24 protein-coding genes are annotated in these 25,756 nt (G+C 43.5%); 14 read left to right on the forward strand and 10 right to left on the reverse strand.

The genetic code is table 11. The features are described from left to right. Positions 1 to 112: 112 nt before the first annotated feature. Positions 113 to 898, forward strand: a complete 786-nt coding sequence (locus tag ACQCV8_RS12960; protein ID WP_426845060.1) for an SDR family oxidoreductase — start codon at positions 113 to 115, stop codon at positions 896 to 898. A 20-nt stretch (positions 899 to 918) separates the two neighbouring features. Further along, the gene (locus ACQCV8_RS12965) at positions 919 to 1,800 is read left to right on the forward strand and encodes an NAD(P)-dependent oxidoreductase (RefSeq protein ID WP_426845061.1); all 882 of its coding nucleotides are present in this window, start codon (positions 919 to 921) and stop codon (positions 1,798 to 1,800) included. Between the two features lie 53 nt (positions 1,801 to 1,853). On the opposite strand, the gene ACQCV8_RS12970 is transcribed toward ACQCV8_RS12965, so the two are convergent. Further along, positions 1,854 to 2,696, reverse strand: coding sequence for a CAP domain-containing protein (locus tag ACQCV8_RS12970; protein WP_426845062.1), 843 nt, complete (start codon positions 2,694 to 2,696; stop codon positions 1,854 to 1,856). Between the two features lie 379 nt (positions 2,697 to 3,075). Between ACQCV8_RS12970 and ACQCV8_RS12975 the strand changes: the two genes are divergently transcribed. The 3 genes from ACQCV8_RS12975 to ACQCV8_RS12985 all read left to right on the forward strand — a co-directional run bounded on the left by ACQCV8_RS12975 (position 3,076) and on the right by ACQCV8_RS12985 (position 7,621). Further along, positions 3,076 to 5,241, forward strand: a complete 2,166-nt coding sequence (locus tag ACQCV8_RS12975) for a peptidoglycan D,D-transpeptidase FtsI family protein (RefSeq protein WP_426845063.1) — start codon at positions 3,076 to 3,078, stop codon at positions 5,239 to 5,241. A gap of 102 nt (positions 5,242 to 5,343) precedes the next feature. After that, on the forward strand, positions 5,344 to 5,526 hold the full coding sequence (locus ACQCV8_RS12980; protein WP_426845064.1) for a hypothetical protein: 183 nt from the start codon (positions 5,344 to 5,346) through the stop codon (positions 5,524 to 5,526). A 307-nt stretch (positions 5,527 to 5,833) separates the two neighbouring features. After that, on the forward strand, positions 5,834 to 7,621 hold the full coding sequence (locus tag ACQCV8_RS12985; RefSeq protein WP_426845065.1) for a PAS domain S-box protein: 1,788 nt from the start codon (positions 5,834 to 5,836) through the stop codon (positions 7,619 to 7,621). A gap of 42 nt (positions 7,622 to 7,663) precedes the next feature. On the opposite strand, the gene ACQCV8_RS12990 is transcribed toward ACQCV8_RS12985, so the two are convergent. Beyond that, positions 7,664 to 8,824 carry an aminotransferase A gene (locus tag ACQCV8_RS12990; protein ID WP_426845066.1) on the reverse strand — a complete coding sequence of 387 codons (1,161 nt, stop codon included), beginning with the start codon at positions 8,822 to 8,824 and terminating at the stop codon, positions 7,664 to 7,666. A gap of 195 nt (positions 8,825 to 9,019) precedes the next feature. On the opposite strand from ACQCV8_RS12990, the gene corA reads away from it, so the two are divergent. Continuing rightward, complete coding sequence (gene corA, locus ACQCV8_RS12995) at positions 9,020 to 9,985, forward strand: magnesium/cobalt transporter CorA (RefSeq protein WP_426845067.1); 966 nt, start codon at positions 9,020 to 9,022, stop codon at positions 9,983 to 9,985. 77 nt (positions 9,986 to 10,062) lie between these two features. Further along, a complete protein-coding gene (locus tag ACQCV8_RS13000) occupies positions 10,063 to 10,266 on the forward strand; it encodes a hypothetical protein (RefSeq protein WP_426845068.1) in 204 nt (67 codons plus the stop codon). A gap of 457 nt (positions 10,267 to 10,723) precedes the next feature. Here the strand turns inward: ACQCV8_RS13000 and ACQCV8_RS13005 are convergent, their stop codons facing one another. Next, entirely contained in the window at positions 10,724 to 10,852 is a 129-nt protein-coding gene (locus ACQCV8_RS13005) for a hypothetical protein (protein ID WP_426845069.1), read from the reverse strand. 147 nt (positions 10,853 to 10,999) lie between these two features. Between ACQCV8_RS13005 and ACQCV8_RS13010 the strand changes: the two genes are divergently transcribed. Continuing rightward, the gene (locus ACQCV8_RS13010) at positions 11,000 to 11,554 is read left to right on the forward strand and encodes a TIGR00725 family protein (RefSeq protein ID WP_426845070.1); all 555 of its coding nucleotides are present in this window, start codon (positions 11,000 to 11,002) and stop codon (positions 11,552 to 11,554) included. 134 nt (positions 11,555 to 11,688) lie between these two features. Here the strand turns inward: ACQCV8_RS13010 and ACQCV8_RS13015 are convergent, their stop codons facing one another. Beyond that, positions 11,689 to 12,090 carry a hypothetical protein gene (locus ACQCV8_RS13015; protein ID WP_426845071.1) on the reverse strand — a complete coding sequence of 134 codons (402 nt, stop codon included), beginning with the start codon at positions 12,088 to 12,090 and terminating at the stop codon, positions 11,689 to 11,691. A 76-nt stretch (positions 12,091 to 12,166) separates the two neighbouring features. After that, on the reverse strand, positions 12,167 to 13,141 hold the full coding sequence (locus ACQCV8_RS13020) for a GGDEF domain-containing protein (RefSeq protein ID WP_426845072.1): 975 nt from the start codon (positions 13,139 to 13,141) through the stop codon (positions 12,167 to 12,169). A 284-nt stretch (positions 13,142 to 13,425) separates the two neighbouring features. Between ACQCV8_RS13020 and ACQCV8_RS13025 the strand changes: the two genes are divergently transcribed. Next, on the forward strand, positions 13,426 to 14,682 hold the full coding sequence (locus tag ACQCV8_RS13025) for an ATP-binding protein (RefSeq protein WP_426845073.1): 1,257 nt from the start codon (positions 13,426 to 13,428) through the stop codon (positions 14,680 to 14,682). Between the two features lie 158 nt (positions 14,683 to 14,840). Here the strand turns inward: ACQCV8_RS13025 and ACQCV8_RS13030 are convergent, their stop codons facing one another. After that, entirely contained in the window at positions 14,841 to 16,073 is a 1,233-nt protein-coding gene (locus tag ACQCV8_RS13030) for an NCS2 family permease (RefSeq protein WP_426845115.1), read from the reverse strand. A 256-nt stretch (positions 16,074 to 16,329) separates the two neighbouring features. On the opposite strand from ACQCV8_RS13030, the gene ACQCV8_RS13035 reads away from it, so the two are divergent. From ACQCV8_RS13035 to ACQCV8_RS13050, 4 genes are all read left to right on the forward strand, one after another. Beyond that, positions 16,330 to 17,661, forward strand: coding sequence for an MFS transporter (locus tag ACQCV8_RS13035; RefSeq protein ID WP_426845074.1), 1,332 nt, complete (start codon positions 16,330 to 16,332; stop codon positions 17,659 to 17,661). Positions 17,662 to 17,714: 53 nt separating this feature from the next. After that, positions 17,715 to 18,365: a glycoside hydrolase domain-containing protein gene (locus ACQCV8_RS13040; RefSeq protein ID WP_426845075.1), complete on the forward strand. Its 651-nt coding sequence runs from the start codon at positions 17,715 to 17,717 to the stop codon at positions 18,363 to 18,365. 84 nt (positions 18,366 to 18,449) lie between these two features. Then, on the forward strand, positions 18,450 to 19,355 hold the full coding sequence (locus ACQCV8_RS13045) for a chemotaxis protein (protein ID WP_426845116.1): 906 nt from the start codon (positions 18,450 to 18,452) through the stop codon (positions 19,353 to 19,355). Positions 19,356 to 19,385: 30 nt separating this feature from the next. Then, entirely contained in the window at positions 19,386 to 19,928 is a 543-nt protein-coding gene (locus ACQCV8_RS13050) for an HD domain-containing protein (protein ID WP_426845076.1), read from the forward strand. 29 nt (positions 19,929 to 19,957) lie between these two features. On the opposite strand, the gene ACQCV8_RS13055 is transcribed toward ACQCV8_RS13050, so the two are convergent. From ACQCV8_RS13055 to ACQCV8_RS13070, 4 genes are all read right to left on the reverse strand, one after another. Beyond that, positions 19,958 to 20,431 (reverse strand): YkyB family protein, encoded by a 474-nt coding sequence (locus ACQCV8_RS13055; RefSeq protein ID WP_426845077.1) that lies wholly within the window; start codon positions 20,429 to 20,431, stop codon positions 19,958 to 19,960. A 78-nt stretch (positions 20,432 to 20,509) separates the two neighbouring features. Continuing rightward, positions 20,510 to 22,027 carry an HD domain-containing phosphohydrolase gene (locus ACQCV8_RS13060; RefSeq protein WP_426845078.1) on the reverse strand — a complete coding sequence of 506 codons (1,518 nt, stop codon included), beginning with the start codon at positions 22,025 to 22,027 and terminating at the stop codon, positions 20,510 to 20,512. A 99-nt stretch (positions 22,028 to 22,126) separates the two neighbouring features. Continuing rightward, positions 22,127 to 23,434: an MFS transporter gene (locus ACQCV8_RS13065; RefSeq protein ID WP_426845079.1), complete on the reverse strand. Its 1,308-nt coding sequence runs from the start codon at positions 23,432 to 23,434 to the stop codon at positions 22,127 to 22,129. A 119-nt stretch (positions 23,435 to 23,553) separates the two neighbouring features. Next, positions 23,554 to 24,048, reverse strand: coding sequence for a L,D-transpeptidase family protein (locus ACQCV8_RS13070; protein ID WP_426845080.1), 495 nt, complete (start codon positions 24,046 to 24,048; stop codon positions 23,554 to 23,556). Between the two features lie 145 nt (positions 24,049 to 24,193). On the opposite strand from ACQCV8_RS13070, the gene ppx reads away from it, so the two are divergent. Further along, on the forward strand, positions 24,194 to 25,723 hold the full coding sequence (gene ppx, locus ACQCV8_RS13075) for an exopolyphosphatase (RefSeq protein ID WP_426845081.1): 1,530 nt from the start codon (positions 24,194 to 24,196) through the stop codon (positions 25,721 to 25,723). The last annotated feature ends 33 nt before the right edge of the window (positions 25,724 to 25,756 follow it).

The raw sequence follows: 25,756 nt of genomic DNA on the forward strand, positions 1-25,756 counted from the left end.
AATGAGAATACAAAATTTTCCCTGTCTATCAGGAATGACAGGAAGCCGATGAAAATGCCAGCAGTTCCTGTGTGTGATAAAATTGGAGTATCTTAGAAAAGGGGTGATATGGATGGATTTGAATCTGCAGCATAAAACAGCTCTTGTTATTGCATCCAGTCAGGGGCTTGGCAAAGCGGTCGCCAAAAAATTAGCGCAGGAAGGCGCAAATGTGATCTTGAGCGGGCGCGATGCTGAGAAGCTGGAAAGTGTTCAGCAGGAACTTGCTTACATAGGAGACGGAAGAATTATCAGTAAAACTTGTGATATTACAGACCCGCAGCAAATTAAAGCTCTTGTTGAACATACCATCGATGAGTTTGGGGAAATTGATATCCTTGTGAACAATGCAGGCGGGCCTCCAGCCGGAACGTTTGAGGACATGACAGATGAAAATTGGTATGAAGCATTTGAGTTGAATCTTCTCAGCTATGTGCGCATAATCCGTCAGGTCCTGCCCCATATGAAAGAAAAAGGCGGAAAAATCATTAATATCGCTTCCTCCTCCGTGAAAGAGCCTATTGAAGGGTTATTGCTTTCCAATACGTTCAGGATGGGAATTGTCGGACTGACTAAAACTCTGTCCCAGGAGCTTGCCCCTTATCATATTCTGATTAACACACTTGCTCCGGGAAGGATTGCGACCGGCCGCGTAGCGTTCCTGGATCAGTCAGCAGCTGAAAGACAGGGCATTACTCCTGATGAGGCGGCCGAGAATAATAAAGCACGTATTCCGCTCGGCCGGTATGGTGATCCCGAGGAATTCGCCAATTATGCTGTTTTTATGCTTTCAGGCGTAAATACATATGTAACGGGCCAGACGCTGCTGGTAGATGGCGGATTAGTAAAATCGGTATAGAAACAAGGAGGAGAGGTCCTATGGCGGGAGAAAACGTGGCATTTATCGGGACAGGGGTCATGGGGAATAGCATGGCAGAACATTTAATGAGTAAAGGCTATTCATTAACAGTATATACCCGAACAAAGAATAAAGCAGAAGATCTCCTTGAGAAAGGGGCAAAATGGGCCGATACCGTCAAGGAAGCTGTGGCGGAAGCCGGCTTTGTGATTACGATGGTCGGCTATCCAAGTGATGTTGAAGCGATCTATCTTGATGAAGACGGTATTATCGATTCCTCTCAAGAGGGTGCCTATTTAATTGATATGACAACTTCTAAGCCATCACTTGCGGTAAAAATTGCTGAAGCAGCACGTTCCAAAGGACTTTATGCCATCGACGCTCCAGTATCAGGAGGGGATGTTGGTGCAAAAGAAGCAAGGCTTGCGATTATGGCAGGCGGCGAAGAATCTGCATTTGAAAACTGTCTGCCTCTTTTTCAGGCAATGGGGAACAATATCGTTCATCAGGGGGGAGCAGGTTCAGGACAGCATACAAAGATGAGCAATCAGATCGCAATTGCCTCAGGGATGATTGCGGTATGTGAAGCTCTAGCCTATGCAGAAAATTCAGGTCTCAATCCGGAACAGGTTCTGAAAAGCATTTCCACAGGGGCAGCAGGAAGCTGGTCCCTCAGCAACCTTGCCCCCCGAATGCTGAGCAATCAATTTGAACCGGGCTTTTATGTAAAGCATTTTATAAAAGATATGAGAATTGCCAAAGAGGAATCAGAGCAATTTGGCCTCCCTACTCCAGGACTTGACCTGGCACTGGAGCTTTTTGAAACACTGGAAAATATGGGAGAAGAGAACAGCGGAACACATGCTTTATACAAGCTTTGGAAGCAAAAAAGGCTCTCCTGATTGATAAAAAAGACAGCCGCTTACGAGCGGCTGTCTGCTAAACTATAAAACTATTATTTACCGATGAACTGCTGAGTCCAGTAGTTGCCTTCTTCAACATGTCCTACACCGATGTGCGTGAACTCGGAATTCATAATGTTTTTACGGTGACCTTCGCTGTTCATCCATGCTTGTACAACTTCTTCAGGTGATTTTTGCCCCATAGCAATGTTTTCCCCTGCTGTTTTGTATTCAACCCCAAATTGTTTCATCATATCAAACGGAGATCCGTATGTTGGGCTATTGTGATCAAAGTAGTTATTTTTCTGCATATCTGCAGACTTTTCTTTAGCTACTTTGCTTAGCTCTTCATCTACTTGAAGTGGCTTAAGACCTTGTTTTTCACGCTCTTGGTTTGTCAGTTCAACAACCTGCTGTTCAAACTCGCTAAGGGCGCCGGACTTAGCTGTTTCTTGCTTAGGTTCAGAAGCTTGCTCTTTGGCAGGAGCCTGCTGCTGTCCTTGTGCAGGAGCTGGAGCCTGCTCTTTAGCAGAAGCTGGAGCCTGTTCTTTGGCAGGAGCTGGAGCCTGTTCTTTAGCTGCTTCCGGTTCTTGTCCTGGCAGGCAGTTTGGTTTTTGAGCCTTATCCTTACCGTTCTGACCTTGTGCGGCCTGAGCCTGCTTGCCTAGAAGCTGCTGAATTTGCTCCTGAATTTGCTGCTGATTGCCGCTGCCTTCAGCTGCCTGCTGAACTTGCTCAGGGCTGATATTAAATTTCTTGCTTAGTTCAGTCACTTTAGCCTGTACATTCTGCTGAGAAAGTTCCTGTGCACCTGCCGGGTTGCCTCCTCCGAAAGTGGCGAATCCTGCCGCAGCAGCGACTGATATAATAAAAGATTTCTTAGTAGTGTTCTTCATAAATTAAAGCCCTCCTAAAAAATGTGTGATTGTATTTTCGTGCTTCTCTCTTGCACAAACTCATCATAACACGGCAGAATTGTAATATTTCAGCCACCGATTTCCATTGACATGTTTACCTTTGAAATAAAACCCCGAAACTTAAAAAATCCCTTATATAATAGTGGTTTAATCCACTTTCATTCTGTAAGTAGAGCAGTTTTTCACAGTCGAAAATCTCCTTAAAATACCATCTGTTGAAGTTTTTTCATTGAATTTGTACTTGACACAAAAAATAGGCCGTTCGACATATGACAACTATTACACAAGTGTTACAATAGGGATGTTATTTTACAAAACTTTTCATTTAATAGATATCTATTTTGAAAGGAGTACGAAATTGACAGAACAAGGGACACATTCATCGGAGGATCGAAAGCTGAAAAGAGCCCGCCATTTTCGCATCAATATTTTTTTCTTTTGCGTATTTCTCATTTTCACGATGCTTATCGTCCGTCTGGGCGTTATTCAGATTGTTAAAGGAGAGGAGTATACGAAGGAAGTAACCAGAACGGAAGCAAATATCTCTTCTTATCCGGCGCCCCGGGGGAAAATGTATGACAGGTATGGCAGAGTGGTTGTTGACAACGTAAGTGTACCTGCCATTACTTACACGGTAGAAAAAAGCACGAAAACGGCAGATAAGCTGGAGACAGCAAGAAAGCTTGCCGAATACATCGAGGTTGAAAAAGAAGCAATTCAATATACAGCCGGACAGGAAAGCGAACGGGATATCCGTGATTATTGGCTGGCCTCCCACGAAGAGGAGGCTAAAAAACTTTTAACGGCAAAGGATTTGGAGAGGAAAGGGAAGGATCAATATAAGCTTCAGGTTGAGAGGGTGCCTCAGCATGAAGTGAATGTGATAAAAAACAATCCGGGTGAACTGGAGCTTGCGGTGCTATACAAACGTTTCTCTTCAGGATATGAGTATGAACCGCAAATCATTAAGTCGCAGGCAGCTCCTAAAGATGAAGTTCCAGGGCCGCATAATATGCTTACGAATGATGAAATGGCCCGGGTTTCAGAGAATATCGAATCTCTGCCGGGTGTTAACATCATTACAGACTGGAACCGGAGCTACGTATTTGGAGATACGCTGGAAAGTATACTTGGAGGGGTCACAAGCTCCTCCCAGGGTATATTGGAAGAACGTAAGCCTTATTACCAGGCGAGAGGGTACGCACGCAACGACCGAGTAGGGAAGTCTCGCCTTGAGTATCAATATGAAGAATTTTTAAATCCGCGTAAAGCGAAGGTTGAATATATCACAGATAAAAACGGCAGCACTATTTCCGAGAAGGTCGTGGACCCTGGCAGAAGAGGACTTGATCTGAAGCTGACTTTTGATGCGGAGCTTCAGCGTGAAGTAGAAAAAATTGTCGAGGAAGAATTGAAAAAAGCTGTAGCCGTAAGCCCATATGCCGACCGTGCCTTTGCAGTGATGATGGATCCCTACGAGGGCGATATCCTCGCTATGGCTGGAAAAGGCTACGACCGCTTTAATTCAAAAAAATATTATGATTTTTCTTATGGAGCCTACACAACCCAGTATGAAATGGGATCAGCTGTTAAGGGGGCTACCCTCTTAGGGGGGTTTCAGGAAGGCTTGGAGCCTGGGACGTCATTTAATGACAATATCCCGATTCTTCTCAAGGGTACCGCTCCGAAAAAATCCCTGCACCCGAGCGGATGGGTCGATGACCGCGAGGCACTGGAAGTCAGCTCGAACGTTTATATGTTCCGGACGGCGATGGAAATTGCCGATATTCCATATGTACCCAACGGGAAATTCTCCGCGGGACCGGATGACCTGCGGAAATTCCGCAACCTGAACGATCAATTTGGCCTCGGAGTGCCCACCGGCATCGATTTGCCCGGTGAAGCAGACGGTCAAAGAGCGTATCCGGACTCGGTAGGCGGATTGCTTCTTGATGTCGCAATCGGCCAATATGATACGTATACTCCTTTGCAGATGGCCCAGTACATCTCTGTCATAGCAAACGGAGGATACCGGGTTGAACCAAGAGTCGTCAGGTCTGTTCACGAACCGATGAACGATCATCAGCTTGGGCCATTTGTATTTGAGAGAGACCCCAAAATTTTGAATGCCATTAATAATACTTCAGATGAAATCAAGCGGATCCAGGATGGGATGAAACTCGTTACAAAAGGTTCCCGGGGGACAGCCAGGGCCTATTTTAACGGCCTTGATGTTGCGGGGAAAACGGGAACCACTCAATCTTTTTACACAAATATCCAGCAGGGAATTAAATTAAAGCCTGTAAGCAATGTTACTTTTGTAGGGTATTACCCGACCGACCATCCCAAAGTAGCGTTTAGTGTAACCGTGCCGAATGTAAAGGAAAGGTCTTCGGCGACTGCCGCAAGCAGGCTTATCGGAGACCGGATCATGAAGGCTTATGTACAGCTTGAAAAAAAATATAATGCCCAAGAAGATAAATCGAAAGTGATCATTGACAAAAAGAAAGAAGCCGCCAGCTAATCATAAAGGGCCGCAGTTTATGCGGTTCTTTTTTTTGCCAATCATATACTGCCCCTTTTCGAAAGAAACTATATAGCAGGAAAGAAAAGGGGTGAAAAAAGAATGGCAAAACGCACAAAGAAGAATAATGCTGAACAGAAAAATAAAAAAGGATTTGATTCTTCAAAGCAAGATACTGAATTTGCCCATGAATCAGGAAGCCATCATGTCAATCAGCTTCATCATGAGAAAGCTAAAAAAGAAAAGGCGTCTAAAAATCAAGGGGAATACAAAGGAATGAATTGAGCCGAAAACACCTGCTTTAACCAAAGCGGGTGTTTTTTTGCGGTTTACGTGAAGATGATGTTCATTAGCTCACATTGACTTCCGGTCTTGCCGGAACATGGCACAGGGAAAAGCACCCTCTTCATTTTGAGAGTCTCGAGCAAGCTCTTGCAAGGTTAAGCTAGGCCTGAAAATATTGGAAACTTTTGAAAGTGTTTGAAGGATTCAGATAAAATTTCTCGAATTGTTTTATAGATATCATACCCGGGCTGAAGATTTAAAAGTATGCTCCAATTGAAAGCTTTTCCGAAAAAGGGGGGGGGGAGCAATGGATCAGCAAACGGAAAAAACAGATTACGTATACACGGTCCTAAACTCTAAAGGAAAGATTCTCTACGTTTCAGCCAATGCAGAGGAATTTATACGCTCCGGCAGGGAAGAACTCATAGGGAGATACCTTTCAGACTATGTACATAGTGAGGATGTGCAGGCTGTAGAGAGCTATTTGCAGAATCAGCACTATATGTTTCCGTGTTCATTCAGAATGAAAACGAAGGAAAACGGAAGTGTTTGGGCAGAAGCAGTGATGGATTTTATCCGGAGCCATAAAGAAGCAGGCGAACGGGAAGAAATCGTCCTGAAGATCACGTTTTCTGATCCGGAAGATGCTTTATCCAATCCATCCACGCTCCTGGATGAAGGAACGGCGGAAAAGATGTTTCTGAATCATTTGCCAAGCCCGCTTATTATAACGGTTAAAGGGGTGATTCACTTTGCCAACAAAGAAGCGGTTGCGCTGCTGAAAGCCGGAGCAAATGACGCCAGGCTGATTGGACTGAATTCCCTGGAGTTAATTCAGGAGGATTACAAGGAGATTTTCCGCAACAGGATTGAACGGCTTCAAAAGGGAGCGAGGGCAGGTGTTACTGAACAAATCTGGCACAGGCTTGACGGTACACCAATTGAGCTGGAAGTGAAAACGTCATCGATCCAATATGGAAAAGAGCATGCAGAGCTTGTAGTCCTGCTTGATATATCTGCCAGAAAAAGATTTCAGAAAATCCTTCAAAAAAGCAGGGAACGCTATCAAAGACTGATTCAAAATTCTTTGGACACCATCGCTGTAATTCATAATGATAAATGGGTATTTATTAATGAATCAGGGGTACGTCTGTTTAGAGCTTCAGGCTATCAGGATATGCTTGGGAAGAGCTATACCCGATTTATGAAGGAAGATCAGCTCATTCATGCACAAACTCTCATTCGTGAGGTTCTTACAGGGCAGTCGGATTCAAGGGTTGGGGAAGTGGAGTGGAAAACCTACGAAAACCAGCTTATATTTACCGAGATGGTCTGCATTCCCACCAGTTACTTTGGTGAGCCTGCGGTTCAAGTAATCTTAAGGGACTTAACAGAAAAGAAAAAAACTGAAGAGCTGATGCTGCAATCTGAAAAATTGTCTGTAGCGGGACAGCTGGCTGCGGGGATCGCCCATGAAATCAGAAACCCGCTTACAGCAATCAAAGGATTTTTACAGCTTATGAAAACAAAAGACACCAGCAATGATGAGTATTTTAAAATCGTTTTTGGGGAACTGGACAGAATTGAATTAATCTTGAGCGAGCTTCTTGTGCTTGCTAAACCGCAAACGAGCATGTTTACAAAAACAAATTTAAACCTGCTGATCCATGAAGTGACCACTCTTCTTGAAACACAGGCTAATTTGAACGGAGTGTACATTAAGACTTCTCTTACGAACGAAAACTCAAATTTATACGGAGACCCCAATCAGCTGAAACAAGTTTTTATTAACTTGATTAAGAATGCCATTGATGCGATGCCAAATGGAGGTTCAGTTAAGATAAACACGAGCGGAAGCAGCGACGAAATCGTGGTAACCGTTCAGGATGAGGGGGAAGGGATATCCGAGTCCATCTTAAAGCGGATGGGTGATCCATTTTTTACGACGAAAGAAAAGGGGACCGGTCTAGGACTCATGATTACATATAAAATCATTGAAAACCACTTTGGAAAAGTAACCATTGCAAGTGAAAAAGGAAAGGGCACCACATTCACGATCTGCTTTCCAACAAAAGGAGGACGCTCAGTCAGGTGAGCGTCCTCCCTTTTTTATAGCATTCAGCTGTCAAAATCTCTTTTAAACCGGCTGGACCACATTTCGGATAAAATGATCAAAGCGGTCCATCCCTGTCTCCAGCTGCTCCATTGAGTAAGCGTAAGAGATCCGGATAAATCCTTCCCCGTACTTGGAAAAAGCACTTCCCGGCACCACGGCTACTCCTCCATCACTGACTAGGGAAAGAGAAAAGTCAAAGGAAGATAAGCCGAATTTTTTAATGGAAGGAAATATGTAAAATGCACCCGTAGGCCTGGCTGTTTCAATTCCCATCTTTATAAGCCTGCCGTACACGTATTCCATTCTTTTCCTGTATTGTTCGCGCATGATAAACGCGTCATCAATTCCGTTTGTCAGCGCCTCATAAGCGGCTTTCTGAGAAATGGAGGAAGCACAGGATACATTATACTGATGTACCTTAAGCATGTGCTTTGCAATCTCTTTCCGGGCAAATACAAACCCCACTCGCCATCCTGTCATGCTGTGGGATTTAGACAGCCCGTTTATAACTATGGTTTGTTCAGGCAGCAATGCTGCAATGGAATAGTGAGTTCCAGTAAACACCAATTCACTGTAGATTTCATCTGAAAGAACAAAAACATCCCGTCCTCTTAAAAGATCGGCGATTTTTTCAAGCTCTTCACGGTCCAGAGCAGCGCCTGTCGGATTGGATGGATAAGGCAGGATGACACATCTTGTCCTTTCTGTTAATCGTGCTTCAATCTGTTCTGCTGTTAATTTGAACTGGGTTCTGGCTGTGTCAGCATGAACAGGAACGGCTCCGCAAAGCCTGATAATCGGCTCATACCCGGGATAAACCGGCCCGGGGAGAATTACCTCACTTCCCTCTGAGAGGATTGTCCTTAGCGTTATATCAATGGCCTGGCTTGCTCCTGCGGTTACAATGACTTCTTCTTCAGGACTATAGGAGAGTTTGTACTTCTTCAGTAAAAAGTCGCTTGCTGCTTTTCTAACCTCTGCATACCCCGCATTATGAGTATAGGAGGTGAAGTTTTCATCAATTGCTTTTTTTGCCGCAGCCTTAACATGATGCGGGGTGAAAAAATCGGGCTGCCCGATTGTCAGGGATACAACATCTTCATAATTCTCAACTAAGTTAAAAAACTTTCTGATTCCAGACATTTCGATCTCTTTTACTCTGGGCTGGATTAAATGCTCCATCAAATCACCTTTTCTTCCTCGTGCTTATGTATCATTTTAACAAATCTTATCTCCATTTTGTAAAGATAAACATTTTCCCATGCCAATTGCCTTTTTAAAAGCGCCTAATGGAATGTTAAAATGGTACGCAAGGTTTGAATCTGCTTAATCAGGGTAAATTTTTAAAAGTAAAACTGCCAATCGGAGATGGAATAAATGATTCGAACACTCGCCGTAACAGATTCCGGAGAAGTTATATACGATTTACCGCTGGGTTCATTGAAAAAAGAAGGATACAAGTGGTACTGGGTTGATTTTCAGGAACCTTCCGAAAAAGAGATTCAGCTGCTTTCAAAATTTTTCAGGTTCCATCCACTTGCAATTGAGGACTGTGTAGAATTTGTACAGCGGCCCAAAATGGATTTTTATGACGATTATTTCTTTTTGGTCCTCCACTCCATCCATCAAAAAACCCTGGATGCCGAAGAAGTCGATTTATTTGTCAGTGACCGGTATCTTGTTTCTTTTCATAAAAAGCCTGTCAGGGAAATCAGTAATTTATTTTTGCGTGTGAAAAAGGATGCTGGTATGCAATCCGGGCCCATGCAAATCATGTACGAGATACTTGATAAACTGGTGGATGAATATTTTCCTCCAGTCTACCAATTGGAAGATGTGCTCAATTCGATGGAAGATAAATCCGAGGAGCAGACAATCAGTTCCATTATGGAAGAAGTGTTTAAAATACGTACAGATTTATCCAGTCTCCGCAGAAGCATTATCCCTATGAGAGACTTGCTGTACCGTATGATTTCCTCTTCAAAGCTCAGCGGTCTAAAGCAAAAAGAAATTTACCTGCAGGATGTTTATGATCACCTGCTGAAGCTGGTTGAAATGATTGATGCAAACAGAGAGCTGACTGCGGATATTAGAGACAGTTACCTTTCCATCAGTTCGGATAAAATGAACCGGATTATGATGACACTTACCGTAATGTCATCCATCTTTCTTCCGCTTACCTTCATCGCCGGTCTGTATGGAATGAACTTTCAATATATGCCGGAGCTGCAGGGAAGAAACAATTATTTTGTTGTTCTTGGGATCATGATTGTTATCGTGATTGTTATGGTTGGATTCTTTTGGAAGGTCGGCTGGCTCCGCTACAAAAAATCAAAATTATAGCCCGCCCCCCCATAAGACCTATTTATGAATCGAAACTCTATATGTACACAAAAAATCCTTATAAGAAGGTGAAATTTGTGCTTCCAGATGATACCTATCTTACACCGGAAGAAAAATTACTTGTTGTCAAATTAAGGAGCGAAATGTTTAATGCTCTGACATTAGAGCATATGAAATTTTATAAACAGGAATTGGATAAAATTTATGAACAGGCGGAAAGAAGAGAAGAGTTTAAAGAAAAGATGAAAAAAATGGAAGATGAAATTCGGTCCCTTGTATAGAGAGACCGGATTTTTTAATGCAAAAAAGTTTTTTCATGCTCATTCCGATAGAACCATTCCCTAACGTCAGGGATGCTGCAGAAAATCCAGATTCCATACACCTGGCAATACCAATGTGCCTTCTGGTGCCTGCCTCCGACCCTCCCTCTGCTAAAGAATTAAAGCTCTGGCACCATCTCTCGGGCCCGTTATACCGCAAGGCTTTAAAGAACAAGTCTCCGTACCGCTTTGCGTTAAAGCAGCAGGGGCCAGGCACTGTGCCTGGCCCCACTTTCGGTGCCGTACTAAAGCTCCGGCACTTGATCCGCGAATCCTTGCTGCGCAGGGGCTGGCAGACCAACGTCTTTGCCCCCCGCCCCTTTACAGCAGTAAAGCTCCGGCACCGTGATACCTGGAAAAGCCGTTCCTGAATCATCTGAGGATTTCGATAAGTCACTGGCATGCTCTTTCCAGCGGGTCATTTTGCAGGGGGATGTGATTTTTTTTCAGCCTGCTGTGAAGTTTGGGCATCTTTAGAGAACTCCATCTCTGTAATAGATGCTGCGTGCTGGAGTCCGGATTTAGTCTTGCGATTTCTTTTTGTCATTGGAATCCCTCCTTATGTATAGAATGGCAAGCTTGCTGGCATGCCATCCTTTTATTTAGTGGAAATTCGAGGAGGATTTCCTTTACATGTCCAAACGGATGGAAATTTCAAGTATACTAAATATATCAGGAAAAGCGGAGGACGATCATGATCAGGATAGCGATAATAGGTCAATCTGGAACAATTCCGGAAGAAATTTGTACGATAGCTGAGGAAGCTGGTGCGGAAGTGGCTAAACGAGGTGCGGTTCTGCTGACTGGAGGCGGAAGCGGAGTGATGGAGCATGCTTCAAAGGGTGCGAAAGAATCAGGCGGACTTGTAATCGGGATTTTAGCAGGAGATCTTACCGATGTGGCCAATGATTATTTGGATGTCCCCATTACAACGGGGTTAGGCTTTGATTACCGCAGCCTTATTCTGGTGCACTCATGTGATGCCATTATAATGATAAGAGGGGGAAATGGCACCCTTGGTGAGCTTTCAGCAGCTTATATGAACAGCAAACCCGTTGTCGCTGTAGAGACTTCCGGAGGATGGGCGGCTAAAATTAAAGATGCAGCATTTGAAGGAATCTATCTGGACGAGCGCAGAACAGTAGAAATACACTACGCGTTAACCGGAAAACTGGCTGTAGAACGGGCGTTTGAACTGCTGAGCAAAAAAAAGGATTCTTCAAGAAACACGGGTTTGACAGGCGATTAATGGCAGCTTAAGTGGAAGAGCCGAAAGAAACCGCTCTTAGAATAAAGGGCTGTTCTTGCACCTCTCGGGGCTGCTTTCATCCGTATCTGATAAAAGCAGGCTCCCCGAAGGCAGGGAGCCTGTTTTGTGTAAGGTCAGAAGCAAGTAAAGGAGCTGATTTGCCTAAGGTCGATCCCGAAATAGAACCATTGTCTAAATTGAGGGTACCATCTAAATCCTGCTGTAGAATTTCTTCCAACAAAGGTAGGATAGAACCAGAACTGCTGACCGTTATTCAGCCAGATATACGTGTTGCGGAAGAGGCATCTACGGATTCCTCCCGGGTCTACTGCAAAGGCCGTGGCCTGCTGCTGAACAGGTGTAAAAGCTGGAGGCGGGCCAGGGGGCTGCTGGGTGCCGCCTCCGGGTAATCCCCCGGGTGGAGGCGGCGGGGGCTGAAGCATTTGACGCTCCCAGCCAGGCAGGAATGGATAATCATTAAGAAAAAAAGAAGCATACGGATCATAGTCAACGGGATAACCTGCATATTGGTACATGGTTGATGGTCCTCCTTAGAAAGGAAATACAGTCCATCTACCTTATGCAGAGCAGAACATATGGGTGTATGCCTGCCTATGATGTCTGAACTGTTTTTTTCTTAGGATGATAGGGAATATAGCAGCTATTTAAAATAGCCTTGCATTTTTTTTTCGCTTTAGCAGCGGCGATGCTTAATTCTTCTGAAGTTGCAAATGTAGCTTCCTGATTCGTCACAACTGCGATTGAGAGGGAGGTAAGAGGAATTTTTTCATAGCTGTTCTTCCGGGATAATCCGATTGAGTACCCGCGATCCCAGTCAGACTGTTCGTAATATTTATTCACGACGACTGTGAATTCCATAATAATGTTTTTGCAAAGCTGCTCATATTCAAAATGGGGAAGAATGGCAAGAAAATCATCGCCTCCGATATGTCCCAGAAAATTATTTTCGTTACCGCTTGATGAAAGGTATTTAATTAAAATATTTGCTGTTTCCTTTATAAGCAGATCTCCCTTTTTAAAACCGAACCGGTCGTTGAATTCTTTAAAATGATCAAGATCTGCATATAAAAGGGTAAACCTGCTGCTGTGTATAATCTCATTCAGTTTATTCTCAATTAAAATGTTGCCCGGAAGACCTGTCAGGGGATTCGTCCAGGTAGCTAAATCTGCCTGCACTTCAGCGAATTTCATCAAAAGATTTTTGATGCTGATTATCCCAATGTATGCGCCTTCAGAGGTGACGATGATGTAGTCATACAAAAACTCCTCTTCCCGCTGCATAGCAAGGGAGCTTACTTCTGTAATACTGTCCGAGGCATCAACAATAAGTGGATTTGAGTCCATAATTAATTCGATGGGCCGTCCCATAAACAAATCATATCCATATTTAGTAGAAAGTTTGTGATTATACCTGGATTTCATCACAAGACCTACAGGCCTGCTGTTTTTTATGACAACAATTCCCTGGGCTGAGGAGTGCTCTTCGAATAGGATTTCTGCTGTCTGGGTTTTTACGTCGCCTGTTATAACAGGCGCTTTTTCGGCAATATCACCAATCTTTATCATTAGCATGACTCCTTGACTAGTTCGTATTCACCACAGTTACTACTATTTTACTATATATATCGACATATAATTGTAAAATTTGTGTAAATCAATGGAGTGTTTTATTAGGCTGCAGGCCAGATTATAAATCCCTGAAAAATTCAGAGCGAATTTGCCGGCTAACGTGACTTCATGTTCAATGTGAAGAGTTATAAAGCCTTTAATTAAACAAGGAGATTTGCTATATGGATTATAAAGTTTTCATGATATATTGTGAATTGTAAGAAGATAGACGGAGGTAGCCAGTGCTCATTTATTTAAAACCCCTTATTGTAAATATGGCGATTTTGTTCTCTTTTACGTTTAACGCCAACCTGATTTTTCCGTTTCATTCAGGAAAGAGGATGTCAGTTAAGCAGCAAGTCATTTTTGGCCTTATCAGCGGTTTTGGGGCTATGCTCTGCATGCTTTACCCAATTGAAGATCTGGGGGAAACGTTCTTTGATTTCAGGATGATCGCGATTTTGATTGTTACGTTGTATTCCGGCTGGCTCGCGGGAGGAATTGGGCTTTTGCTCGTTTGTTCTGTCCGGTATGGATTTGGCGGAGAATTTATGCAGGTCGGCTTAATTATCAACACGGGTGCCTATGCGGCAGGCATCATCTTCAGAAAAATATTCTTAAAGGCTCAAGTCCGCCTCGCAGCAGGGGCTTTCATTGTGTTCATTTATTTTCTTCTATACATTTGGATTGTTTCCGTGTTCATTACTTTCCTGCCCTTTGAGTTTTATATGATCTATTTCTTGTTTTTCTTTGCTGTTACGATGGCGATGATCGCAATTATTGAGGCGCTCATTCGCATCAACCGGAACCTGGTCAATATGGTGTACCTGGAAAAGCTGACCACCATCGGTCAAATGGCAGCATCCATTGCTCATGAAATACGGAATCCCATTACGGCTGTAAGAGGATTTATACAGTTCCTGCAAGAAGACACGGCTGATTCGAAGCTTAAAGAATTTTCGCCGCTCATTCTTGGAGAACTGGATCGGACGAACAAAATCATTACTGATTATCTGAAATTGGCCCAGCCATTCGAGTTCGAGCTTGAAAGGGTGAAAATTGATCAGCTTCTCAAAGATTCTGTTGAACTTTTAACGCCTATGGCTACTTATGAGAATGCAGAGATCAGTCTTGAAATGCTTCCAAGCAATGATGCACTGGGAGATACCGAGCATTTGAAGCAAGCCATTATTAACCTGCTTAAAAACTCAATTGAAGCATTGGATGGCAGCGGCACAATCGCTGTGTCGAAAAAACCGGACTATTTTAACGGCAAAGTTCTAATTACCATTTCAGATAACGGCAAAGGAATGGACGAGGAGCAGCTTAAACATATCGGTCTTCCTTTTTATACGACGAAAACGAAAGGAACCGGTCTTGGGACAATGATTACAAGCAGGCTCATTCATGATATGGAAGGGGAGATTGCTTACAGCAGCAGGCTTGGTGAAGGAACATCGGTAACAATTACGTTAAAGGCCTTTAATCGAATTGGATAGTCACCAGGGAGAAGTGCTGGTACCTGAGCAGGAAAAGCGGGCTGCAGAATAGGCCGGTCCCCCTCATCCGCAGCGCCGGGGGGGGGACGGCCAGCCCAAAAAACCAAGATCGCATGCTGCGGGAGCGACCTTGGTTTTGGATTGTGTCGTGTTATTCCTTAATGGACCGAATGGAGAATCATGCTTGCAAGAAAGAGCAGAGCGATTATATATAAAGGCAGCCCGATTTCTTTCGAACGTTTCATAGCCAGCTTGACGATTGGATAGGCTATGAATCCGAAAGCCATTCCATCGACGATGCTGTAAGTCAGCGGAATTAATGCAATGATCAAAAAGGCAGGAAAGCTTTCTGAAAAGTCCTGCAAATTGATGTTCTGGATGTTTTGAATCATCAAACCGCCGATTAGAATAAGCACCGGAGCAATCGCACCGTCAGGAATCAGCTTAATATAAGGCAAAAACAGCAGAGAAGCCAAAAAAAGCAGTCCGGTGATTATAGAGGTTACCCCTGTGCGTCCTCCAGCAGAAATACCGGCAGCAGTCTCTACCGTGCTCACGGTTGGACTTGTACCCAGGAATCCTGAGGCAATGGCCGATAATGAGTTGGCCTGCAAAGACGGCTTAAAGCGGTTAGGGCGGCTGATCATGGATGTATGGCCATGAACCAGTCCAGCATTTTCAAACACAATAACCATTGTGAGAGAGAAAACGCCAATCCAGAAAGCAGTGTCAAACATACCTGCAAATGAGATTGAGCCAATGACGGTTACATATGCATCAAAACCGCCGGCACTCTCTGAAGGTGAATTCGGCGGGATAAGTCCAAACAAAGAAGCTATAACGGTGCCAGCCAGGATGCTGATTAGAAAATGTCCAGGTACCCCTTTTGCAAATAATACAACCGTGATCAAAAGAGTCAGAATGGACGCAATCACTGCGGGACTGCTCAAATCACCCATCTGGACGAATGTCGTTTTACTTGCTTCAACAAGACCTGCTTTCTGGAGGCCAATAAAGGTCAGGAAAATCCCAATCCCGACTGTTATGGCCTCTTTTAATGCGGATGGGATCGCAGCTGACAGAATTTCGGTCAGCCCGGTAAATGCAACGGCTGCAAAAAGCAGCCCGGAAATGACAACTACAGCGAGTCCCTGCTGCCACGGAATGCCCATTGATTGACAAATCGTATAGGTAAATAACGCATTGACTCCCATGCCCGGTACGAGGATGATCGGCGTCTTTCCAATCAATCCCATGAGCAGGCATCCGGTAAATGCTGCCAGGACAGTGGCAATCATTCCTGCTTCAAGAGGAATGCCTGCATCTGAAAGAATAGAAGCATTTACAGCAATGATGTATACAGCGGTCAAATATGAAACGATTCCTGCCATTATTTCTTTCTTGATCGTGGTTCCATTTTCTTCGAGCTGAAAAAGTGACTTCAACGGTAATCCTTCCTTGTTTTTCATCCCTCGACCCTACCCGTATAATCGGCACGCCGATTCACATTATGCATTATAGCAGGCAAAGACTTTTTTTGCATCAGCGTTTTTCTGCAAATGTTAAAAGATAGTAAAGACAAAGGAACCTGGTTCCCGGACCTAGAATACATAAGCATCAACAGTTACAAGGAAAGGTGTCGTCACTATGTCGGAAATAAATTATTCAAAAGCTGATTCTCCGGGGCTGAAATCCTCCTGGCCTGTCTTTTTTTCACTCCCCGTTCTTTCTTGGGCGCTCTATGATTTTGCGAATACCATCTTTTCCTCCAATATGATTACCATCTTCTTTCCGTTTTATCTGGAGGAGGCCATAGGCAGCAGTGAGAGAATGGATCAAATTGCAAGCACCTTTATATCCTATGCCAATGCGGCAGCGGGTCTTTTTCTCGTGTTATTTTCTCCCCTTTTTGGTGTAATGATTGATCGGACCGGAAGGAAAAAGAGGTACATCATCCGATTTACAGCGGTTACTGTTTTAGCGACAGCGCTTATGGGCGTTTTTGGATATGTTCAGCTGCCGGGTTTTTTGTTTGGTGTGCCCGCATCCCTTGGGATCATCGTAATCCTGTTTATCATTGCGAAATTCTTTTATTCTTCCAGCTTGATTTTCTACGATGCCATGATTACGAATGTCAGCACCCCTCAAACGCTTCCGCTCATTTCCGGCTTCGGAGTAGCTGTCGGGTACATTGGAACGCTTGCGGGTCTCACTATCTACCCATTTATCGGAGGAGGGGGCTTCCATCAGGCCTTCATACCGACAGCCTGCCTGTTTGCCCTGTTTACACTGCCGCTCCTTTTTTTTACAAAGGATCAGCCGCTGCTTGAACCCAGGGAAAAAAAGCATTTTCTTAGTGGGTATAAAGAAATTTTAGCAACCTTCAAGGAGCTGAAGCAATACAGACCCGCCTTTCTGTTTTTAGTGGCGTATTTTTTTATCAATGACGCTCTAGCTACAGCGATCGCAATGATGGCTGTTTATGCCAAAGCCATTGTCGGTTTTTCGAACAGCCAGTTTATTCTTCTGTATTTGGTTTCGACCATTGCAAGTATCGGGGGTTCCTTTCTCTTTGGATTTATTACAAAATCTGCCGGTGCTAAAAAGGCCGTAACAGCAGTCGGCTTTATTTTACTGACTGCCTTGCTACTTGCAACGGCGGCAACAGAAGAGTGGATGTTCTGGATAGCGGGGAGTCTGTTCGGCATTTCTCTCGGGGCTGTGTGGGTAACCTCCCGTACGTTAATCGTAGAAATTACTCCGGAGGACAAAAGGGGGCAATTTTTTGGGCTGTTCGCTTTTTCAGGAAAGGTTTCCTCGGTGATCGGTCCGTTGCTGTATGGAACCATTACGCTGCTTTTTGCCGATTATGGCGACATTGCAAGCAGGGCAGCGCTGGGCTCACTTATGATTATGGCGGCCATCGGGCTTATCATTCATCAGCGTGTTACATATAGGACGGCTGATCAAGTGGATTAAGACAGGCAAGCCCGTGCATATAAATAAGGGAAGCACGGGAGGAAGTGGTATAGGTGACGCGCAAAGCCTGGGGAATCGATTCGGCCAAAAAAGCAGATCAGGAGTTATATAATTGTGTAAAGAAGCATTATGGGACTCCTGCGTATTGGGGCCGTTATCTAGCTGACGTGCCTGGAGTTTCAAGAGGCTTATCCAAACTTGAAATCAGCTTTATCCATAGCAGGGGGATTAAAATTCTGCCTATTTATAACGTTTTCGACCAGGCGATTGATTACGACAAAGGAGCCATTGCCGTCAGGAATGCTGTATTCCATGCAAGAAGACTTGAAATATCGGCAGGTACGGTCATTTTCGCCAATATTGAGCATTTTTTTACGGTTAAAGCTGAGTGGATTTCCGCTTGGGCAGAAAAAATGACAGAGACCGGTTTTCGGCCTGGGTTTTATCATGATCCCGTTAAAGGGGACTTTTCGGATGCCTACTGTGAAGCGGTCAATAAAAACAGCAGGATTGCAAGGGAGAGCATCTTATGGTCCTCCAGACCGGAAACCGGAGCAGGCAAGGAGTACGAAGCCCCGCCATTTAATCCTTCAAAGCCCCCTTGTAAAGGGAATGTCTGGATTTGGCAATATGGAAGGGATGCCAGGCTGTGTCCGATTGATACCAATCTGGCTGAGTCAAGGCTTATGAAATACTTATATTAATTCAAATGCCTTCTTTGTCCGGCTTCATCTCTGAATGAAAATGCCGATATAAAAGGTATCATAGTGAATGGAAGGAAGAGCATGATGGCAGAGAATAGAGGAATCTTACTGGAAAGCGGTACAAATGAGCTGGAATTAGTAGAGTTTCTAATTGGTGAAAACCGCTTTGGCATAAACGTTATTAAAGTGAAAGAGATCATTCAGCCTGTACCAGTTACAGCTGTCCCGCACTCGCACTCATATGTTGAGGGAATCATGGAACTTCGCGGCGAGGTGCTTCCTGTAATTAATGTGGCGAAAGCCTTGAATTTGCAGGAAAAGGAAATGACCCGTTCAGATAAGTTTATTGTCACAGAGTTTAATAAACAAAAACTAATCTTTCATGTGCAAAATGTCACACAAATTCATCGGGTGACATGGGATATGATTGAGAAGCCTTCAACGATGTATCAAGGTCTGGAATCACATATAACTGGAGTGATCCAGCTGAATGAAAAGATGATTCTCATGCTTGATTTTGAAAAAATTGTAGTCGATATCGATCCGGCGTCCGGTCTTACCGTGGAGCGTGTGAAAAAGCTTGGGAAAAGAGAACGCTCAGAAAAGAAGATTCTCATAGCAGAAGATTCACCTATGCTGCGAAAGCTTTTAAAAGAGACCTTAGAAGAAGCAGGGTTCTCAAACATGGAGCTGTTTGAAAACGGGAGGGAGGCCTACCTTTATCTTGAACAGGCCGCTGAAGAGCAGGGGAAAGCGCGAGATTGGATTCACCTGGTGATTACGGATATTGAGATGCCTCAAATGGATGGTCTTCACTTAACAAAAAAATTGAAGGAACATCACGTGCTTCAGGAAATCCCTGTCATCATTTTTTCATCCCTTATCACAGATGATCTTATGCATAAGGGAATTAGGGTCGGAGCAACAGCTCAGGTAAGCAAACCTGAAATTGATGAGCTGGTTGCATTAATTGATCAGCATATTTTATAGTAAAAAGAAAGGACTGGAGGGTGTAACCGTATGATTAGCGAAGCAAAGAGATTTGCTGAGTTTGCCCACAGGGGCCAGGTCCGCAAATTATCAGGTACACCATATTTCATGCATGCTGAAAATACGGCTACGATTCTAATGAAAGCAGGAGCCTCTAATCCCCTTATTGCAGCCGGATATTTGCACGATACGGTAGAAGATACCGACACGGAACTCGAGGACATTCAGCAGAAATTCGGAGTCGAGGTTGCAGAGCTTGTCGCTTTCAATACAGAGGATAAAACCAAAACTTGGGAAGAAAGAAAGCAGGCGACGATCGACAGGGCTGGTGAGGCAACCTTGCAGGAAAAAATGCTTCTTGCAGCGGATAAGCTGGACAATCTGCAAAGCATTGAACAGGAATACAGCAAATACGGGGACGAGCTTTGGAAGCATTTTAACCGCGGCAAAGACCAGCAGAGCTGGTATTATAGGGAAGTTGTAAAACAGCTATTTGTAAGGCTGCAGCCTTCTGACATCCCGACTTATTTTTACTCGCTCGAAAGGCTTCAAAATCGGTTATTCTCAAAATAGGAAAACCGTGCGGACATCCCGCACGGTTTTTAATAGTTTTCTCCCAGTTTTTTGAACACTGGCTTCACATATGTACGTGAATGCGGCTGTCCGGATTGAGGCTGAGACAATTTTTCTTCTTTAATGCCGGTATAGGCCTGCAGCAATTCTTTAGCTTTTTGTAGAGGGAAATGGCTTTTTGGGTTGCGGTAGGTCTGGTTTAGGGACCCTAAGTGCGGGAGCTGCTGGAAATCTTCCTTGGATGGAGGCATATGAAAATAGTAGGAGCCTGCACAGACTAAAACGTCCGATTGCTGTTTGCTGAATTTGGGGTTCTTTGAGAAATGAAGGCCTTTCTTTTCTGCTTTCCCCTCGGAAATCAATTTGATCAGAGCTTTCTTCTTTAGAAAATAAAGATACTTAGGATTGGTTGCAGTTTTAGCATGGCGGTTAACGGTGTAAACAGCTTTTGCAATATTCTCCGGAGTCATTTGCAAAAATTGGTCTTTCTTTCTGTCGGTCATACGTAAGCTCCTTAATTTGCCAATATGTTTTATTGATTTAGTACAATTATACGAAACCGTTTAGAAATTGCAACTGCTTCAAAGAAGCTGCAAGCTTGCTTCTTTCTCCATATTCTCAGGGAGTTCCATATATTCCAGAAAAAGTTCTGTGTATGTCGGATCCCACTGGGTTCCTTTCCCTTCCTGGAGAATCATTAAGGCTTGTTCCAAGGGCATTCCTTTCCGATATGGACGGTCTGATGTCATGGCATCAAATGCATCAGCCACTGCCAAAATCCTCCCGAACTCTGGGATTTCTTCTCCCTTGAGTCCTTCCGGATACCCTAGTCCATCATATCGTTCATGATGAAATTTAACTCCTGGAATAAGGGGGGCCATAGCGGAGGCGGGCTCTACGTTGGATAAAATATTCGCACCAATTACAGGATGGCGCTTAATTTCTTCGAATTCATCATCTGTTAATCGTCCGTCCTTAAGCAAAATACTATCTTTTATTCCAATCTTGCCAATATCATGCAGCAGAGCTGCTTTTTTAAGCAGGTCAAGTTCTCCGTTATCCATACCCGCTTTCTGCCCGATAATAAACGCATATTCAGAGACTCTGATGGAATGGCCGGCTGTATAGAGGTCTCTCGCATCAAGGGTCATGGCCAGTGTCCGAAACAGGCTTTCTGTTAACTGGCTGTTAATGCGGTCTTTAGCTTTAAGACCGTCAAGCATTTGATTATAGCCTGAAATAAGCCTGGAAAATTCATCAGAATAAACCTCATTCCGATACTCATATTCACCTTCTTTAACGGACTGCATTCCTTTCTCCAAGTTGGAAATCGGTTCACCGATGTCTTTAAGAAGAAGAAAGCATACAAATGTGGAAAAGCCAACTGACATCAGCATAACCAGAGCAGCCCAGCTCCAATAATCCTGTATGAGCCTGAGAGAAGCTTCATTCAGGTGAACCTGAGTGGCGATACTGAAAAGCAGCAGGGGGAAAATACCAATATAAATAGCAGTGAAAAGAACCTTTTTCTTTATTGATATATAAATTGCCGGAGACTGAGCAAGATCTTCACCAAATTGCATTAATGCCCTTCTCCTAATGTCAAAAAGCAAAGGTTTAATGGAGGAGGTTGTCAGAAAATATTCGATTACACTATGCATACCCGCGATTAAAATGGCTCCTACCAATGCAAGAATAATGTAATAGCCAGGGAAACTAAATTGCCCGCTTACATATAATACAGCTGCAACGGAAAATCCGGGTACAGAGAAACCGAATAGATGGGGGAAATTGATGCGGAATATTGTTCTCTGAGGGAATTTGTGGACCTCGTAAAACGCTTTTCTCATCTCATCAAAAGAGGCATCGCTTAAAAGACCTTTCCGAATGGGTTTAAGCTGGGCCTTTAAAAAAAGAATGTCCAGTGAAATCATGCACAAAAACGCGCCGGCCATCACGGACATTAAAATGAGGATTTCTCTGAATGTAATCGACAGGGTTGAAAATATAAAAACGGATCCTACCCCAAAAACTGCCACAATCGAACCTAAGATATAGTTAAAAATAACTTTTTTTATAAACTGAGAATAAATTTTCATGTATGCACAACCTTTGGGATCATTAACATCTTATACCTAATTATACTAAAATCGACAAAAAGTTGCATTATGAAAATAATATAAACGGCTGATGCGGAATCAGCCGTTTATAGGACCGGTATTCATTGTTTTTTTGACCTTGCTTTCCTCAAGCTTCTTTCTTTTTTCTTCACGGTCTGCCTGTTCGCTGAGTTTTGGAAGTGTCAGCAGATAGAAGATGAATACAAGGAAAATCACCGTGGCCATGCCGTAATAAATATAATCGATTGTTTCAATAAATTTAGGAAAAACGAGAGCGATCAGGCCCAATGTTAGGGATTGTGCAGTCATCATAAGAGGATCAATCCAGCCGCTTACTCTTCCCATTAATTTTGGATTAACAAGCTTTGGTATCCATCCTCCGATGGCGATGTTAACAGGTCCCAAACAGATGCCGATAAAAAAGACGGCTGTCAAATAAACCCATAAATGATCTGTAAGTCCGAGCAGGACAATAAGAGCGGATGCGATAAATATAGGAACAATCATCATGATATACGGCTTTATTTTTTTCTCAATGACTGTCGCGAGCGCACTTCCTGCCAGCAGTCCAATCCCAAGAGAGACTGCAAAGAAAGAGGCATACCATTCATAATTTTCAGGTGAAAGCTTGTACTTCATTGTGAACATAGGAAGAATAGCGAACCCGCCGGTTACAAAGCCAAACACAAAAAAACCAAAAATAATTACAGCAAGAAGCTTGTTTTGGAGAATGTAAAGGATCCCTTCCTTGAAATCGCTGATAGAAGACTTCACATTGACATCCTTCCAGTTTAATTTCCCATTCGGAAGCCTTGCACCTTTAGGAATTCTGCATGCCCTGATCAGGAGAGCTGATACTACAAAGCTTATAAAATCGATTACGACCGCCCCGTGAATCCCGATTGTTTTATAGGCTACAGCTCCAAGACCCACTCCGAAGACCATAAATAAGCTGAATAAAATTTGATTTAAACCTGCCGCTTGAGCGTATTGCTCCTTTTTAAGTATTCCCTGAACCAAGCTGTTTTCAGCAGGAAAGAAGAACTTGGTGACAGCACTTCTGAGGAACAGAATGAAGAAAATGAGCGGAATCGAATTCAGGAAAAGTGCGCCGAACAGAACTACACTTAATCCTGCACGGATCCAGTCGCAATTCTCTGCCACTTTTTTTCTGTCAAACCGGTCAGCCACAACTCCCACTAAAAAGAACACGAAAATTGTCGGGAGTGAATACATAAGCTCTGCAAGTGTAGCGTAATAGGGCTGGCTGCTGAAGTGTTCAAGCATAAAAAATGCAAAGGCCATATTCCCTATAGTTGTTCCCATTTGCGAAGAAAGGGCTGCAAAGAAGAGCTTCACGAAATTAGGATTCTTAAAAATCTCCATAATAAATAACGCTCCTATTCATGACTCAATCATTCAACTGTTATTATAAGTGATAGGTCCTTTATTTAACATGGAATGTTTGTAAATTTTTTACTACAATTATCTTTACTTCGCTTTTACTAAATGGTAATAGTCACCTTAGTTCCATTCGGTACGTACCCGGCCAGCTCAAGAACGTCTTTATTATACATCCTGATGCATCCTTTTGAAACCGATTGTCCGATCGAGGAAGGGGTATTTGTACCATGTATCCCGTAGCCTGCTTTGGATAGGGAAAGCCACATCGAGCCATAAGGACCTCCCGGATTCGGCTGTCGGTTTACAATAACAAAGTCTCCTTTTGGAGTAGCATACAGCATCCGCCCGGTGGCAATAGGGTATTGCCTTATAAGCAAACCGTTCCTGTAAAGGCCAAGCTTTTTTTTATTAATGGATACAGCGATGCGGTATGGTATGGAATCCGGTTCAGGCAATCCGGGAATCACAATATTCATGCCAGGGGTCAATGGTGTTTGGATTGAAATGCGGTTCGCGTCTGCGAGTTTTTCCGGAGAAACACGGAAGTCTTTTGAAAGCGATAAAACCGTCTCTCCCGCTTTTACTTTATAAATCATGATATTCCACCTTTCAAATGTTCGGCGTGATCCTCTAGCACAAATTATGCATAAACATGTATTTGTTTCCACTTGCAGGGAGGCGATGAAGACGGTTTGTGATATAATAAGGTGCAAAATTCATACAAGACTAAGGGTGTTTATAATGGATAAAGAAAAATTTGCGATAATTGATATAGGTTCCAATACAATGCGTCTTGTCATATTTGAGCGGGATAAAAGCGGCAGACTGAAGGAAATAGAAAACGTCAAGGCTGCAGCCCGCCTCCGCAACTACCTTAATGATGAAAATGTTATGGAGGACGAGGGTGTCAGAAAAATGGTGGATATCCTCAAAAGCTTTCAGGAGGTGGCAAGGCATCACAAGCTCAAAAATGTCCATACAGTGGCAACGGCTGCAATCAGACAAGCTGTAAATAAAGATGATATTTTACTTGCCGCAGAGCAGGAAACGGACTTTTCTATCCGTCTTCTTTCTGAATATGAAGAGGCGTATTATGGATTTTTAGCTGTAATCAATTCTACCTCTATCAAAAATGGAATTACGGTAGATATAGGTGGAGGAAGTACGGAGATCACCCTTTTCCGGAATCGTGAGCTTAAGGAATACCACAGTTTCCCGTTTGGCGCCCTTTCCCTCCGAAAAAAATTCATCAGTGGTGATCTTCCGAATGATAAAGAGTTTGAACGCCTATCGCTTTACATAACTGAACAGCTGCAGCAGCTACCATGGCTGAAGGATCAAATGCTCCCAGTGATTGGAATCGGCGGAAGTGCAAGGAACCTTGTACAGGTAGATCAAGCTTTAAAAGAATATCCTCTCGCAGGAGTCCATCAGTATGAAATGGCACCTGAAGACATCGACAGTCTCCTGGTCTATCTTAGAGCTCAATCCTTCGAGGACCTTCAGAGAGTGGACGGGCTATCCAAGGACAGGGCAGATTTGATCATCCCGGCAGCGATGGTTTTTCAAACGCTGTGCACATCGGTGCAATCTGAAAAATTTGTTATGAGCAGAAAAGGGCTGAGAGATGGGGTTTTTTATGAAGATCTGTCCCGGGAATACGGGATCAGTGCCTACCCGAATGTAGTAGAGGAAAGCTTCTATGAAATGGCCTCCGATTACAATATTGATTTGAATCATGTCCTTCCGGTAACCAATATGGCCGTTGAATTTATCCGGCTTCTGGAAAAAGAGCGCCTTGTTTCTTATTCCGACCAGGATTTATCTGATTTAAGAAGAGGAGCGTTCGTCTTTAACCTTGGCGAGTATATAGATTCTGAATCGAGCAGCAAGCATACGTTTTATCTGCTTGCAAACAGGACCATCGACGGCATGAATCATAAAGAACGCCTGAAAACAGCTCTGATTGCTTCTTTTATAGGCAAAACCTCTCTTAAACAATACGTGGAACCGTTCAATTCCTGGTTTTCAAAAGAAGAACAAAAAACCATCCGCACATCAGGAGCTATATTAAAATTTATTTACAGTCTGAACTCCACAAAACGGAATATCGTGGATAAAATTGAGCTTTCTCAGGAAAATGACGTATTAACTATTGACGTCCATTGCAATGCTGATTGGGGTCCGGAAGCTTATCAGGCTGAAAAAAACAAAAAGCATATTGAGAAAATTTTCAGAATGACTGTTGAAATCAATTTCAATTTTTCCTGAAAATCTGTTTGATCCACACTTGAAAGGGAAAAA

The sequence above is a fragment of the Metabacillus sp. 84 genome, from assembly GCF_050107715.1.
Classification (GTDB): domain Bacteria; phylum Bacillota; class Bacilli; order Bacillales; family Bacillaceae; genus Metabacillus_B.

What these genes read in the sequence shown, in the direction of transcription:
- ACQCV8_RS12960 (WP_426845060.1), top strand. Translation starts at nt 113, where the DNA reads ATGGATTTGAATCTGCAGCATAAAACAGCTCTTGTTATTGCATCCAGT.
- ACQCV8_RS12965 (WP_426845061.1), top strand. Translation starts at nt 919, where the DNA reads ATGGCGGGAGAAAACGTGGCATTTATCGGGACAGGGGTCATGGGGAAT.
- ACQCV8_RS12970 (WP_426845062.1), bottom strand. Translation starts at nt 2,696, where the DNA reads ATGAAGAACACTACTAAGAAATCTTTTATTATATCAGTCGCTGCTGCG.
- ACQCV8_RS12980 (WP_426845064.1), top strand. Translation starts at nt 5,344, where the DNA reads ATGGCAAAACGCACAAAGAAGAATAATGCTGAACAGAAAAATAAAAAA.
- ACQCV8_RS12985 (WP_426845065.1), top strand. Translation starts at nt 5,834, where the DNA reads ATGGATCAGCAAACGGAAAAAACAGATTACGTATACACGGTCCTAAAC.
- ACQCV8_RS12990 (WP_426845066.1), bottom strand. Translation starts at nt 8,824, where the DNA reads ATGGAGCATTTAATCCAGCCCAGAGTAAAAGAGATCGAAATGTCTGGA.
- corA (WP_426845067.1), top strand. Translation starts at nt 9,020, where the DNA reads ATGATTCGAACACTCGCCGTAACAGATTCCGGAGAAGTTATATACGAT.
- ACQCV8_RS13005 (WP_426845069.1), bottom strand. Translation starts at nt 10,852, where the DNA reads ATGACAAAAAGAAATCGCAAGACTAAATCCGGACTCCAGCACGCAGCA.
- ACQCV8_RS13010 (WP_426845070.1), top strand. Translation starts at nt 11,000, where the DNA reads ATGATCAGGATAGCGATAATAGGTCAATCTGGAACAATTCCGGAAGAA.
- ACQCV8_RS13015 (WP_426845071.1), bottom strand. Translation starts at nt 12,090, where the DNA reads ATGTACCAATATGCAGGTTATCCCGTTGACTATGATCCGTATGCTTCT.
- ACQCV8_RS13020 (WP_426845072.1), bottom strand. Translation starts at nt 13,141, where the DNA reads ATGATAAAGATTGGTGATATTGCCGAAAAAGCGCCTGTTATAACAGGC.
- ACQCV8_RS13030 (WP_426845115.1), bottom strand. Translation starts at nt 16,073, where the DNA reads ATGGCAGGAATCGTTTCATATTTGACCGCTGTATACATCATTGCTGTA.
- ACQCV8_RS13035 (WP_426845074.1), top strand. Translation starts at nt 16,330, where the DNA reads ATGTCGGAAATAAATTATTCAAAAGCTGATTCTCCGGGGCTGAAATCC.
- ACQCV8_RS13045 (WP_426845116.1), top strand. Translation starts at nt 18,450, where the DNA reads ATGGCAGAGAATAGAGGAATCTTACTGGAAAGCGGTACAAATGAGCTG.
- ACQCV8_RS13050 (WP_426845076.1), top strand. Translation starts at nt 19,386, where the DNA reads ATGATTAGCGAAGCAAAGAGATTTGCTGAGTTTGCCCACAGGGGCCAG.
- ACQCV8_RS13055 (WP_426845077.1), bottom strand. Translation starts at nt 20,431, where the DNA reads ATGACCGACAGAAAGAAAGACCAATTTTTGCAAATGACTCCGGAGAAT.
- ACQCV8_RS13060 (WP_426845078.1), bottom strand. Translation starts at nt 22,027, where the DNA reads ATGAAAATTTATTCTCAGTTTATAAAAAAAGTTATTTTTAACTATATC.
- ACQCV8_RS13065 (WP_426845079.1), bottom strand. Translation starts at nt 23,434, where the DNA reads ATGGAGATTTTTAAGAATCCTAATTTCGTGAAGCTCTTCTTTGCAGCC.
- ACQCV8_RS13070 (WP_426845080.1), bottom strand. Translation starts at nt 24,048, where the DNA reads ATGATTTATAAAGTAAAAGCGGGAGAGACGGTTTTATCGCTTTCAAAA.
- ppx (WP_426845081.1), top strand. Translation starts at nt 24,194, where the DNA reads ATGGATAAAGAAAAATTTGCGATAATTGATATAGGTTCCAATACAATG.